This is a genomic window from Cytobacillus sp. FSL R5-0377 (assembly GCF_038004385.1).
GTDB lineage: Bacteria > Bacillota > Bacilli > Bacillales > Cytobacillaceae > Cytobacillus.
In genome coordinates this window covers 2,180,461-2,193,952 of sequence record NZ_JBBORA010000001.1, presented here as the reverse complement: position 1 = coordinate 2,193,952, position 13,492 = coordinate 2,180,461, and the positions used below count along the sequence as shown (strand labels likewise).

11 protein-coding genes, 2 tRNA genes and 2 rRNA genes are annotated in these 13,492 nt (G+C 44.9%); 12 read left to right on the top strand and 3 right to left on the bottom strand.

Translation table 11 applies throughout. The annotated features are described in order from the left end of the window. Positions 1 to 99: 99 nt before the first annotated feature. The 8 genes from NSQ49_RS11220 to tsaD all read left to right on the top strand — a co-directional run bounded on the left by NSQ49_RS11220 (position 100) and on the right by tsaD (position 6,717). Positions 100 to 3,034, top strand: a 23S ribosomal RNA gene (locus NSQ49_RS11220). A gap of 138 nt (positions 3,035 to 3,172) precedes the next feature. Continuing rightward, a 5S ribosomal RNA gene (gene rrf / locus NSQ49_RS11215) occupies positions 3,173 to 3,288 on the top strand. A gap of 41 nt (positions 3,289 to 3,329) precedes the next feature. Continuing rightward, positions 3,330 to 3,403 (top strand) — tRNA-Met (locus NSQ49_RS11210). Between the two features lie 3 nt (positions 3,404 to 3,406). Continuing rightward, a tRNA-Asp gene (locus NSQ49_RS11205) sits at positions 3,407 to 3,483 on the top strand. 583 nt (positions 3,484 to 4,066) lie between these two features. Then, complete coding sequence (tsaE, locus tag NSQ49_RS11200; protein ID WP_251284706.1) at positions 4,067 to 4,522, top strand: tRNA (adenosine(37)-N6)-threonylcarbamoyltransferase complex ATPase subunit type 1 TsaE; 456 nt, start codon at positions 4,067 to 4,069, stop codon at positions 4,520 to 4,522. Beyond that, complete coding sequence (gene tsaB, locus NSQ49_RS11195; RefSeq protein ID WP_251284705.1) at positions 4,519 to 5,223, top strand: tRNA (adenosine(37)-N6)-threonylcarbamoyltransferase complex dimerization subunit type 1 TsaB; 705 nt, start codon at positions 4,519 to 4,521, stop codon at positions 5,221 to 5,223. The genes tsaE and tsaB overlap by 4 nt, the downstream gene beginning before the upstream one ends. Before the next feature lie 16 nt (positions 5,224 to 5,239). Then, on the top strand, positions 5,240 to 5,689 hold the full coding sequence (rimI, locus tag NSQ49_RS11190) for a ribosomal protein S18-alanine N-acetyltransferase (RefSeq protein WP_251284704.1): 450 nt from the start codon (positions 5,240 to 5,242) through the stop codon (positions 5,687 to 5,689). After that, positions 5,689 to 6,717: a tRNA (adenosine(37)-N6)-threonylcarbamoyltransferase complex transferase subunit TsaD gene (gene tsaD, locus NSQ49_RS11185; RefSeq protein WP_159870068.1), complete on the top strand. Its 1,029-nt coding sequence runs from the start codon at positions 5,689 to 5,691 to the stop codon at positions 6,715 to 6,717. Before rimI ends, tsaD begins: the two co-directional genes overlap by 1 nt. A gap of 224 nt (positions 6,718 to 6,941) precedes the next feature. Here the strand turns inward: tsaD and NSQ49_RS11180 are convergent, their stop codons facing one another. Further along, positions 6,942 to 8,867: an ABC-F family ATP-binding cassette domain-containing protein gene (locus NSQ49_RS11180; RefSeq protein ID WP_341070736.1), complete on the bottom strand. Its 1,926-nt coding sequence runs from the start codon at positions 8,865 to 8,867 to the stop codon at positions 6,942 to 6,944. Between the two features lie 193 nt (positions 8,868 to 9,060). Here NSQ49_RS11180 and moaC point away from each other — a divergent pair, with 193 nt between their 5' ends. After that, positions 9,061 to 9,543: a cyclic pyranopterin monophosphate synthase MoaC gene (moaC, locus tag NSQ49_RS11175; protein WP_159870074.1), complete on the top strand. Its 483-nt coding sequence runs from the start codon at positions 9,061 to 9,063 to the stop codon at positions 9,541 to 9,543. A gap of 27 nt (positions 9,544 to 9,570) precedes the next feature. Continuing rightward, complete coding sequence (locus tag NSQ49_RS11170; RefSeq protein WP_159870077.1) at positions 9,571 to 10,215, top strand: redox-sensing transcriptional repressor Rex; 645 nt, start codon at positions 9,571 to 9,573, stop codon at positions 10,213 to 10,215. Positions 10,216 to 10,236: 21 nt separating this feature from the next. Here the strand turns inward: NSQ49_RS11170 and NSQ49_RS11165 are convergent, their stop codons facing one another. Continuing rightward, complete coding sequence (locus tag NSQ49_RS11165; protein ID WP_159870080.1) at positions 10,237 to 10,428, bottom strand: YdiK family protein; 192 nt, start codon at positions 10,426 to 10,428, stop codon at positions 10,237 to 10,239. A 40-nt stretch (positions 10,429 to 10,468) separates the two neighbouring features. After that, a complete protein-coding gene (locus NSQ49_RS11160) occupies positions 10,469 to 11,194 on the bottom strand; it encodes a CPBP family intramembrane glutamic endopeptidase (RefSeq protein WP_159870083.1) in 726 nt (241 codons plus the stop codon). A gap of 292 nt (positions 11,195 to 11,486) precedes the next feature. Between NSQ49_RS11160 and groES the strand changes: the two genes are divergently transcribed. Together groES and groL are read left to right on the top strand one after the other, a co-directional pair. Beyond that, entirely contained in the window at positions 11,487 to 11,771 is a 285-nt protein-coding gene (gene groES / locus NSQ49_RS11155) for a co-chaperone GroES (protein WP_009336289.1), read from the top strand. Between the two features lie 58 nt (positions 11,772 to 11,829). Then, a complete protein-coding gene (gene groL, locus NSQ49_RS11150) occupies positions 11,830 to 13,461 on the top strand; it encodes a chaperonin GroEL (RefSeq protein WP_159870086.1) in 1,632 nt (543 codons plus the stop codon). The last annotated feature ends 31 nt before the right edge of the window (positions 13,462 to 13,492 follow it).

The window sequence follows — 13,492 nt, the reverse complement described above, 5'->3', positions numbered from 1 at the left end:
AGCAATAACCGAGTAATCGCCATTTTAGTCAATTCTCTCTATGTTAAATAGAGTTAAAAACCTTTGATCGTGTTCATCTTCGATGAACCTGTCAAATACGGTTAAGTTAGAAAGGGCGCACGGTGAATGCCTTGGCACTAGGAGCCGATGAAGGACGGTACTAACACCGATATGCTTCGGGGAGCTGTAAGTAAGCTTTGATCCGGAGATTTCCGAATGGGGAAACCCCCTATCCGTAATGGGATAGGATCTTTACCTGAATACATAGGGTATAGAAGGCAGACCCGGGGAACTGAAACATCTAAGTACCCGGAGGAAGAGAAAGCAAACGCGATTCCCTGAGTAGCGGCGAGCGAAACGGGATTAGCCCAAACCAGGAGGCTTGCCTCCTGGGGTTGTAGGACACTCTATACGGAGTTACAAAGGAACGAGGTAAATGAACAGGTCTGGAAAGGCCGGCCAGAGAAGGTAAAAGCCCTGTAGTTGAAACTTCGTTCCCTCCAGAGTGGATCCTGAGTACGGCGGGACACGAGAAATCCCGTCGGAAGCAGGGAGGACCATCTCCCAAGGCTAAATACTCCCTAGTGACCGATAGTGAACCAGTACCGTGAGGGAAAGGTGAAAAGCACCCCGGAAGGGGAGTGAAAGAGATCCTGAAACCGTGTGCCTACAAGTAGTTAGAGCCCGTTAATGGGTGATAGCGTGCCTTTTGTAGAATGAACCGGCGAGTTACGATTACATGCGAGGTTAAGTTGAGAAGACGGAGCCGCGGCGAAAGCGAGTCTGAATAGGGCGAATGAGTATGTGGTCGTAGACCCGAAACCAGGTGATCTACCCATGTCCAGGGTGAAGTCCAGGTAACACTGGATGGAGGCCCGAACCCACGCACGTTGAAAAGTGCGGGGATGAGGTGTGGGTAGCGGAGAAATTCCAATCGAACTTGGAGATAGCTGGTTCTCTCCGAAATAGCTTTAGGGCTAGCCTCATGTAGTAAGAGTCTTGGAGGTAGAGCACTGTTTGGACTAGGGGCCCCCATCGGGTTACCGAATTCAGACAAACTCCGAATGCCAAAGACTTATCCATGGGAGTCAGACTGCGAGTGATAAGATCCGTAGTCAAGAGGGAAACAGCCCAGACCACCAGCTAAGGTCCCAAAGTATACGTTAAGTGGAAAAGGATGTGGAGTTGCTTAGACAACCAGGATGTTGGCTTAGAAGCGACCACCATTTAAAGAGTGCGTAATAGCTCACTGGTCGAGTGACTCCGCGCCGAAAATGTACCGGGGCTAAACGTATCACCGAAGCTGTGGATTGACATCTATCGATGTCAGTGGTAGGAGAGCGTTCTAAGGGCGTTGAAGCCAGACCGCAAGGACTGGTGGAGCGCTTAGAAGTGAGAATGCCGGTATGAGTAGCGAAAGATGGGTGAGAATCCCATCCACCGAATGCCTAAGGTTTCCTGAGGAAGGCTCGTCCGCTCAGGGTTAGTCGGGACCTAAGCCGAGGCTGAAAAGCGTAGGCGATGGACAACAGGTTGATATTCCTGTACCACCTCTTTACCGTTTGAGCAATGGGGGGACGCAGGAGGATAGGGTAAGCGCGTCGCTGGATTAGCGCGTCCAAGCAGTTAGGCCGGTAACGAGGCAAATCCCGTTACCACATAGGCTGAGCTGTGACGGCGAGGGAAATTTAGTACCGAAGTTCCTGATTCCACACTGCCAAGAAAAGCCTCTAGCGAGGGAAAAGGTGCCCGTACCGCAAACCGACACAGGTAGGCGAGGAGAGAATCCTAAGGTGAGCGAGAGAACTCTCGTTAAGGAACTCGGCAAAATGACCCCGTAACTTCGGGAGAAGGGGTGCTCATTAGGGTGAATAGCCCTGATGAGCCGCAGTGAATAGGCCCAGGCGACTGTTTAGCAAAAACACAGGTCTCTGCGAAGCCGCAAGGCGAAGTATAGGGGCTGACGCCTGCCCGGTGCTGGAAGGTTAAGAGGAGAGGTTAGCGCAAGCGAAGCTTTGAATCGAAGCCCCAGTAAACGGCGGCCGTAACTATAACGGTCCTAAGGTAGCGAAATTCCTTGTCGGGTAAGTTCCGACCCGCACGAAAGGCGTAACGATCTGGGCACTGTCTCAACGAGAGACTCGGTGAAATTATAGTACCTGTGAAGATGCAGGTTACCCGCGACAGGACGGAAAGACCCCGTGGAGCTTTACTGTAGCCTGATATTGAATTTTGGTACAGCTTGTACAGGATAGGTAGGAGCCTGAGAAGCCGGAGCGCCAGCTTCGGTGGAGGCGTCGGTGGGATACTACCCTGGCTGTATTGAAATTCTAACCCGCGCCCCTTATCGGGGCGGGAGACAGTGTCAGGTGGGCAGTTTGACTGGGGCGGTCGCCTCCTAAAAAGTAACGGAGGCGCCCAAAGGTTCCCTCAGAATGGTTGGAAATCATTCGCAGAGTGTAAGGCACAAGGGAGCTTGACTGCGAGACCTACAAGTCGAGCAGGGACGAAAGTCGGGCTTAGTGATCCGGTGGTTCCGCATGGAAGGGCCATCGCTCAACGGATAAAAGCTACCCCGGGGATAACAGGCTTATCTCCCCCAAGAGTCCACATCGACGGGGAGGTTTGGCACCTCGATGTCGGCTCATCGCATCCTGGGGCTGTAGTCGGTCCCAAGGGTTGGGCTGTTCGCCCATTAAAGCGGTACGCGAGCTGGGTTCAGAACGTCGTGAGACAGTTCGGTCCCTATCCGTCGTGGGCGCAGGAAATTTGAGAGGAGCTGTCCTTAGTACGAGAGGACCGGGATGGACGCACCGCTGGTGTACCAGTTGTCTTGCCAAAGGCATCGCTGGGTAGCTATGTGCGGAAGGGATAAGTGCTGAAAGCATCTAAGCATGAAGCCCCCCTCGAGATGAGATTTCCCATAGCGTCAAGCTAGTAAGATCCCTGAAAGATGATCAGGTTGATAGGTCAGAGGTGGAAGCGTGGCGACATGTGGAGCTGACTGATACTAATCGATCGAGGACTTAACCAAAATGAAAAGCGGAGGCGACTGTTCAACTTCGAGAGAAGTTAGGAGCCGAAGCTAGACAAGTCATTGGTGAATACTCGGCAAAATGCTTCTTCATACATTATCTAGTTTTGAGGGAACGAAGTTTCTTCAACCAAATAGTCCGGTGGCGATAGCGAGAAGGTCACACCCGTTCCCATACCGAACACGGAAGTTAAGCTTCTCAGCGCCGATGGTAGTTGGGGGCTGTCCCCCTGTGAGAGTAGGACGCGCCGGGCGAAACAAATTTGTGATGAAAAATTCACATAAATATTATTATCGCGGGGTGGAGCAGTCCGGTAGCTCGTCGGGCTCATAACCCGAAGGTCGCAGGTTCAAATCCTGCCCCCGCAATCTGGTCCGGTAGTTCAGTTGGTTAGAATGCCTGCCTGTCACGCAGGAGGTCGCGGGTTCGAGTCCCGTCCGGACCGCCATTTTATAGTTATAAATAGTAAAACGAAACTAGGTTTCGTCTTTTTTTTATGCTTTTTTAACCTAAGTGTATAGGGGTATTAATATTGAAAATAGCTTACTTTGCCCATTGCTGCAAAATAAGGTAAACTACATATAGACTATTCTCCTTAGGATTTATCCTAAGGTTTTTTTGTAATCTCAGAATTCAAATCGAGAATATCTAGGCTTATCCCCAGCTGCTCCTCAGACACAGTGGGTGATAAGGCGTTTGTGCTTTTTCTTTTCAATTGGCTTTTTTCGTAAAGTTTGTTGCTTTTTTATAACTAGTTAATTTGCTGAGTTGATCTTCGCTGTGGGCACTTGACCCTCGAAAATGCTGACGCATTTCCTCTATGTGAGCATACTCGAGGAAGCTTATCAATGTTCTCCCGCGGGAGGAGTGGGAAGTGCGAGACCCCGCAGGCCGAGGAGGCTCGCATTCTCCCCGCGTACCGCTGCGTGCCTTTCGCTGCAATCAACGGACAGAATTCACAAACCAAAACAACAATCTTTTAGAAAAGATCCTTTCAATTTATAGATTAGACCATAAAAGGTGATGAATATATGAGTCAGTTTGAGTTTATCTCAAAGAAGCCAGAGGATACGATGGGGTTTTCCGAAAAGCTTGGCAGTCTGCTTCAGCCGGGCGATGTCCTTGCTCTGGAAGGAGATTTGGGTGCAGGGAAAACGACATTCACCAAGGGGCTTGCCAAAGGGCTTGATATAAAACGGAATGTAAATAGCCCAACCTTTACGATTATTAAGGAATACCACGGAAGATTGCCCCTTTATCACATGGATGTATATAGAGTGGAAGATTCCTTTGAGGATTTGGGGTTTGATGAATATTTTGATGGCAATGGGGTCACAGTTGTAGAATGGGCTCACCTTGTTAAGGAACAGCTGCCGGAAGAGTTATTAACGATATATTTATATCTTGATGATCATGATTCAAGAAGGCTGGTTCTGGATCCAAAGGGAAAAAGATATGAGGAATTGTGTAAGGAGATTATGTCATGAAGGTTTTAGCCATTGATACATCCAATTACCCTCTGGGAGTAGCTCTTCTGGATGGTGATCAGGTTTTAGGCGAGTATATTACAAATGTAAAAAAGAATCATTCTGTCCGCGTTATGCCAGCTATTGATATATTAATGAAAGATTGCGGTGTTAAGCCGGCTGAAGTAGATAAGATTGTTGTTGCGAAAGGGCCTGGTTCTTATACAGGCGTGCGTATTGGAGTAACCATTGCAAAAACACTGGCATGGACTTTAAATAAGCCGCTCGTAGGGGTATCAAGCCTTGAAATATATGCAGCCTCGTCAGGCAGATATTTTAATGGCGTCATATCGCCTTTGTTTGATGCAAGGAGAGGGCAAATATATACCGGCCTGTATCAATATAGGGAAGGACAGTTAGTATCGCTGATCAAAGACCAGCTCCTTCCTTCAAAAGATTGGGCAGACAGGCTTTCAGAGCAGCAGGAAAACGTCCTTTTTATCGGGAATGATTTGCCCCTGCATAAAGAGGTATTTACAGACGTCCTGAAAGAGCGGGCAGTGTTCGCTTCACCTGCGGAACATAATCCAAGGCCGGCCGAACTTGCTTTATTAGGAAGGGACCGGGAGCCTGAGGAGGTCCATTCTTTTATACCAAATTACATTAGGATGGCGGAAGCTGAAGCTAATTGGATAAAAGCAAACCAGGAAAAAAAGTTATAGATGAGGAAGCGAACGTATGAATAAATCCTTAACTTTCCGTTTGATGAGTGAAGAGGATATTGATGATGTATTGGAAATTGAACACAAATCCTTTGCTACACCCTGGAGCAGGGAGGCCTTTTTTAACGAAATAACACATAACCAATTTGCTTTGTATGTTGTTTTAGAAGAAGACAATAAAGTAATAGGCTACTGTGGAGCATGGATTGTCGTGGATGAGGCACATATTACAAATGTTGCCCTGCTCCCTGAATACCGGGGGAGAAAGCTTGGAGAAGCTTTGATGCGGCAGCTGATGGAGCTTGCGTCTGAAAAGGGGGCCATCACAATGACTCTGGAAGTAAGGGTATCCAACTTCACAGCTCAGTCTTTATACCGAAAGCTAGGCTTTCAAAACGGAGCAATCAGGAAGAACTATTACACTGATAATCAAGAAGATGCTTTAGTAATGTGGGTGAATTTATAATGAAAAAAGATCAATGGATCATGGCGATTGAAACCAGCTGTGACGAAACGGCAGTAGCCATCATTAAGAATGGGCGTGAAATTGCAGCCAATATCGTTGCTTCCCAAATCGAAAGCCATAAACGTTTTGGCGGAGTGGTTCCGGAAATAGCTTCCCGCCATCATGTTGAACAGATAACGATCGTGCTTGAAGAAGCATTGAATAAGGCTGGCGTCACATATTCCGAACTTTCAGCAATAGCAGTGACAGAAGGGCCTGGCCTTGTAGGTGCGCTCCTGATAGGGGTTAATGCCGCAAAAGCCATTGCGTTTGCTCACGGTATCCCGCTTGTTGGTGTGCATCATATAGCAGGTCATATTTATGCCAACCGACTGGTGGAAGAAATGGAATTTCCGTTACTTTCACTGGTAGTCTCTGGTGGACATACTGAACTCGTCTATATGAAAGAGCATGGACATTTTGAAGTGATTGGCGAGACAAGGGATGATGCTGCAGGAGAGGCATATGATAAAGTTGCCCGGACCTTAAATTTGCCTTATCCGGGCGGTCCTCACATTGACAGACTCGCCCATGAAGGAAATCCGGCTATTCAGCTGCCGAGAGCCTGGCTGGAAGAAGGTTCATATGATTTTAGCTTCAGCGGATTAAAATCTGCCGTTATCAACACTGTTCACAATGCTGAACAAAGGGGCGAGACGATCGTTCCTGAAGATCTTGCGGCGAGCTTCCAGGATAGTGTCATTGATGTCCTGGTTACAAAAACAGAAAGAGCAGTGGAAGAATATAAGGTAAAGCAGCTGCTTCTTGCAGGCGGAGTGGCAGCGAATAAAGGACTTAGGGCTTCTTTAGAAAAGAAATTTGGAAACAGATCCGACATAAAGCTAATTATTCCTCCATTAACTTTATGCACAGATAATGCAGCGATGATTGCTGCTGCAGGAAGTGTTTTGTTTGAAAAAGGACAATTTGCCGGTCTTGATTTAAATGCCAATCCCGGTTTGGACATTACTATCCACAATGATAAATAATTAGGAAAAAGTCCCCGACAGCATTGGGGGCTTTTTTTGTGGATAAAGTCAATTATTTCAGAATTTTATGTTGATAATGTGGATAAAATCAGCTTTAGCTGTGGATAATGTGGAAAAGTCTGTGGAGAGTACATATAACTGCATTTTTCTTGTGATTATCTCTGTGGATAATAAAAAAGACTGGCAGTGACTATTCTACCAGTCTAAAAGTTATGAATATTCCTTTAATCCTCTTCAGCTAAAAGCGTCCATTCTTCCATCAATTCTTCCAGCTTTGCTTTTGCTTCATCCGTTTCATTCGTTATTTCCATTACTTTTTCATGGTCCTGATAAACAGCCGGATCACAGAGCAGCTGATCATTAGTATCTATTGCTGTCTCTAATGCTTCAATTTCCACTTCAATTTCTTCCATTCTTCTTTTTCGCTGGCGTTCTAGCTTTTTGGCTTCTTTATCCAGCTGGTAGTTCTTTTTTTCCTGCTTTACAGGCTGTGAAACAGTGGATATATCCTGCTCATTGAGTGCAAGCAATTCCTTTTGTTCCTGCTTTTTTTCTACATAATAATCATAATCACCAAGATATTCTGCTGCACCGTTTCCAGAAAGCTCAACTACCTTAGTTGTAATTCTGTTGATAAAATATCGGTCATGAGATACAAAGAGAATAGTTCCTGGATAATCGATCAATGCATTTTCAAGGATTTCCTTGCTGTCCAGATCCAAATGGTTTGTAGGCTCGTCAAGAATCAGGAAATTGGCTTTCTGCATCATAAGCTTTGCAAGTGCAAGCCGGGCCTTTTCCCCGCCGCTCAGTGTTGAAACTGTTTTAAGAACATCATCGCCGGAGAAGAGAAAGTTCCCAAGTATGGTCCGGATTTCTTTTTCCGGTTTAAGAGGGTATTCATCCCATAATTCGTTCAGTACTCGTTTATTGCTTGTGAGCTCTGCCTGTTCCTGGTCATAGTAGCCAATGGTCACATTAGAGCCATATTGAATCTCCCCAGTAAAAGAAGGGATTTTCTTAATAATGGTTTTAAGCAATGTGGATTTGCCAATTCCATTTGGTCCTACAAGTGCAATACTATCGCCTCTTGCCAGCCGCATAGAAATATTCTCGCTCACTATTTCTTTGTACCCTATTGCTAAAGAATATATATTCAATACTTCATTGCCTGACTGCCGTTCGATATCAAACCCAAAGGAAGCTGATTTCTCGTCTCCCTGCGGCCTGTCCATCACGTCCATTCTGGCCAGCTGCTTTCTGCGGCTTTGTGCCCTTTTAGTAGTGGAGGCACGGGCAAGGTTTCGCTGAATAAAGTCTTGAAGCTTAGCGATTTCTTCCTGCTGTTTTTCGAATTGCTTCATTTCTTTTTCAAAATTAGCTGCTTTTTGATCCAAATAGGAACTGTAGTTTCCAGGGTACTTTCTTATTTGGTGGCGCGATATCTCGTAAACCTGGGAAACGACCTTATCAAGAAAGTAGCGGTCATGTGATACGATCAGAATGGCACCGCTGTAGCCCTGCAGGTATTGTTCGAGCCACGATAGTGTTTCTATATCAAGGTGGTTGGTAGGCTCATCCAGGATTAGTATATCAGGCTTTGTGAGCAGAAGTTTACCAAGGGCCAGCCTTGTTCGCTGACCGCCGCTCAAGGACGAAATTTTTGTATCATAGCCCATTGAGCTGAAGTTGAGTCCATGGAGAATGGAACGTATATCAGCTTCATATTGATAACCGCCATTTTCTTTGAAATCAACCTGGAGTTTGTCGTAATCTTTTAAAACTCGTTCATAGGCATCAGAATTACCAAGGACATCAGGATCCGCCATTTGCTCTTCAAGGCTGTGAAGCTGTTTTTCCTGCTTTTGCAGATGACTGAAAACAGTCAGCATTTCCTCCCATATGGATAAATCTGATTCCAGGCCGGTATTTTGGGCAAGATAGCCAATGGTTACTTCCTTTGGCTTTATGATCTCTCCGGAATCATACGTCATTTGTCCGGCAATTATTTTTAAAAGGGTAGATTTTCCTGCACCATTGCGTCCTACAAGGGCAATACGGTCCCTGGTTTGTACTTCAAGCTTTATATTCGTTAAAATGGGATCAGCTCCAAAACTTTTTGCCAGCTGATTGACTTGTAATAGTATCATGTTCTTTCACCTCTGGTATAGAGTAAGTGTAACTCATTCATATATTGTTCGGCAATAAAGGAGACAGGACTATAAGCCCGGATGAAGGTCATTAAAACAGAAGAAAAGGTAAATAAATATGTGAAGAACCTTACAATGCACATACAAAGAATCCGAAAAATAGTGTATGATTTTGAAGAGAGGTGTTTTTTTAATGGCGGATTTTACTCATTTTAATCAAGAAGGCAGGGCAAAAATGGTGGATGTCAGCGATAAGCCTGAGACCGCAAGGACAGCCATTGCTCAGTCAAGTATTTCGGTGAATCAGGAGATTTACGAAAAGATCACATCAAACTCCATGAAAAAAGGGGATGTTCTTGCTGTTGCACAAACGGCAGGCATTATGGCAAGCAAGAAAACATGGGACATTATTCCGATGTGCCATCCGCTGCCTCTTAAGGGTGTCGATATTTCATTTTCATGGAAAGCAGAAGAGGATGAGTATGTCCTTATCATTACGGCTTCTGTTAAAACAAAAGGAAATACGGGTGTGGAAATGGAAGCGTTAACAGCTGCTTCAGTCTGTGCGCTGACCGTTTATGATATGTGTAAGGCTGTAGATAAAGGAATGGTAATTGGACCAACCTTTTTAATAGAGAAAACAGGCGGGAAAAACGGAGATTTTAAACGAAATTAATACATCATAAGAAATGGGGATGGACGAATGGCCAATGAACCAATTAAGATACCACAGGCAACAGCTAAACGGCTGCCATTATATTACCGCTTCCTAAAGAACCTTCATTCCTCCGGCAAACAGAGAGTCTCATCAGCAGAATTGAGTGAGGCGGTAAAAGTGGATTCTGCAACAATCCGCCGTGATTTTTCGTACTTCGGTGCGTTAGGGAAAAAAGGATATGGATATAATGTGAACTACCTCTTAGGCTTCTTTCGGAAGACTCTTGACCAGGACGAGCTGACTAAAGTCGCTTTGATCGGGGTAGGGAATTTAGGGACCGCTTTTCTAAACTACAATTTTCTTAAAAATAATAATACGAAAATAGAAGTAGCCTTTGATGTGGATGAGAGTAAGGTTGGCACGAAAATCGGTGATGTTCCGGTCCATCATATGGATGACCTTGAAGAAGTGATTGTGAAAAATAATATTCAGGTGGCAATTTTAACGGTGCCTGCACCGCCTGCCCAGACTATCACCGATCGGATGGTGAATGCGAAAATAAAAGGAATCCTTAACTTTACACCTGCGAGGCTCACTGTGCCGTCCTCGATTCGGATTCACCATATCGATCTGGCAGTGGAATTGCAGTCACTGGTTTATTTTCTTAAAAATTATCCTGAAGAAGTGTAAAAAAAATGAGCCTTATGCGGCTCATTTTTTCATTTTAAAATGCAGGCCAAGCATCCGCAGGCCGGTGCCAAAATCAAATGTAGCAATTAGGATTAAAAAATAAGTAAAGAATCCCCAGGTTTCTTCCCGCTGGGTATTCTGGATGGCTATAAAAGTGAAAAGGCATCCGAGAAGGATGTAAATAAAGCCTGAAAACAAAGGTGTGCTTCTCATGATAATCCCCCAGTAAGTTTAAAACTCCACAGCATTCTTTCTAGAAAAAGCTGATAAAGCTCTGCAAATTTTCCATTTCTTTTAACCACTTTTGTAAATTATCCTGATTCAGCTGAACAACCGCAACAAAGGTATTCATCGCCACATGGGCAAAAATCGGCACGATAATCCTCTTGGTCTTTACATATAAGAAGGCAAAGGTGAATCCCATTGCCGAGTATAGCAATACATGTTCAGGCTCAAAATGAGCAAGTGCAAAAATAACCGAGCTGATCAGGGCAGACAGGAAGAAGTTAAAGCGCTTATGGAGGGAACCGAAAATAATTTTCCTAAAGACGATCTCCTCAAGGATTGGCCCGATGACCGAGCTGATTAAAATGACAATTGGCGATGCTTCAATAATCCGGATAATCTGCTGCGTATTTTCAGAGCCCATTTCAATGCCAATCAGGTTTTCAATACTTGCAGCAGTAGCTTGAGCAATCAGGGCCAAAAATATGCCTCCTATTGCCCAGCCCGCTGAGCCTGCCACAGAAGAGGCATCCCGATCGAGTCCCCTTTTCATTTCTTTCCTTAGTAATAGAAGCGTAATGGTCAGCGTAATCGTGAAACTGATTACGAGCCAGTAGGCTACAGCAAGAATCTGCATATTCTCGGGGTTATGTCCCAGGGCATCGGCAGTTATTAATACGAGCGGAACACCAAACAAGCTTGAAAGCTGCATGGCAATATAGGCGATTAATATAATCCAATATTCCTTCTTCAAAGTGTTTTACTCCTTAATCTGAGTGTTGGTTGCAAGTCCTAAAGCCATTGTACTCTTTATAGGGAGGGTGTTTCAAATATCAGCATCAAAGGAGGAGAAGTACATGATTAAAATGAGGGCTGGTGAAGCATACTTAAGAGGTTGTCTATGAGGAAATTTTTTATAAAAAATTTAAGCTTCACCCTTGCAAATAGATATGAGATTCATTAATATAATAATTGTGTTAGCACTCATAAAGAGAGAGTGCTAATAAATAAAAATATTTACATATTATTTGAGGAGGTTGTTTCACTTGTTAAAGCCACTAGGTGATCGAATCATTATCGAGCTTGTTGAAACTGAAGAAAAAACTGCAAGCGGCATTGTACTGCCGGACACTGCTAAAGAAAAGCCTCAAGAAGGCAAAGTTGTAGCTGTGGGAACTGGCCGCGTTCTTGAAAACGGTGAGCGTGTTGCCCTTGAAGTTGCTGACGGCGACCGTATCATCTTCTCAAAATATGCCGGTACTGAAGTGAAGTACGAAGGCAAAGAATACTTAATTTTACGTGAAAATGACATTCTTGCTGTAATTGGCTAATCGCCGATTAGTTGCAGATTAAAAGATAAAGTGAAAATTTTTGAGGAGGTTTTTATCAATGGCTAAAGAGATTAAATTTAGTGAAGAAGCCCGCCGCGCGATGCTTCGCGGTGTAGATTCCCTTGCAAATGCGGTAAAAGTAACTCTTGGACCTAAAGGACGCAACGTGGTTCTTGAGAAGAAATTCGGTTCACCATTAATCACGAATGATGGGGTGACAATCGCAAAAGAAATCGAACTTGAAGATGCATTCGAAAACATGGGTGCGAAGCTTGTTGCTGAAGTAGCAAGCAAAACAAACGATGTTGCCGGTGACGGTACAACTACTGCAACTGTTCTTGCTCAGGCAATGATCCGTGAAGGCCTTAAGAACGTAACTGCAGGTGCTAACCCAATGGGCATCCGCAAAGGAATTGAAAAAGCGGTTTCTACTGCTGTTGAAGAATTAAAAGCTATTTCAAAACCGATCGAAAACAAAGAATCCATCGCACAGGTTGCTGCGATTTCCGCTGCTGACAATGAAGTTGGCCAGCTGATTGCTGAAGCTATGGAGCGTGTTGGCAACGACGGTGTTATCACTATCGAAGAATCTAAAGGATTCACAACTGAGCTTGATGTGGTAGAAGGTATGCAGTTCGACCGCGGATATGCTTCTCCATACATGGTTACAGATTCTGATAAGATGGAAGCGGTTCTTGAAAACCCTTATATCTTAATCACTGATAAGAAGATTACAAGCATCCAGGAAATCCTTCCTGTACTTGAGCAGGTTGTACAGCAAGGCAAGCCATTATTGCTAGTAGCTGAAGATGTTGAAGGTGAAGCACTTGCTACATTAGTAGTGAATAAGCTTCGCGGAACTTTCAACGCTGTAGCGGTTAAAGCTCCTGGCTTCGGTGACCGCCGTAAAGCTATGCTTGAAGATATCGCGATCCTGACTGGCGGTGAAGTAATCACTGAAGAGTTAGGCCGTGACCTTAAATCTGCTACAATCGACTCTTTAGGACGCGCTTCTAAAGTGGTTGTTACGAAAGAAAACACTACGATTGTTGAAGGTGCTGGTGACAGCGCGCAAATCGCTGGCCGTGTGAACCAGATCCGCACTCAAATGGAAGAAACAACTTCTGAATTTGACCGCGAAAAATTACAAGAGCGCCTTGCTAAGCTAGCTGGCGGTGTGGCAGTAGTTAAAGTTGGTGCTGCTACTGAAACTGAATTGAAAGAGCGTAAGCTTCGCATTGAAGACGCCCTTAACTCTACACGTGCAGCTGTAGAAGAAGGAATCGTTTCCGGTGGTGGTGTTGCCCTTCTAAACGTATACAACAAAGTGGCTTCTATCCAGGCTGAAGGCGATGAAGCTACGGGTATCAACATTGTACTTCGTGCGATGGAAGAGCCTGTACGCACAATTGCACACAATGCAGGCCTTGAAGGTTCTATAATCGTTGATCGCTTAAAGCGCGAGGAAGTTGGAACAGGCTTCAACGCTGCTACTGGCGAGTGGGTAAACATGATCGAAGCTGGTATCGTTGATCCAACTAAAGTAACTCGTTCAGCACTTCAAAACGCTGGATCTGTTGCAGCTATGTTCTTAACCACTGAAGCAGTAGTTGCTGACAAGCCAGAAGAAAATCCTGCTCCTGCAATGCCTGACATGGGCGGCATGGGTGGAATGGGCGGCATGATGTAATCCAGCCTTAAAAACTCCTATTTTTTTCAGG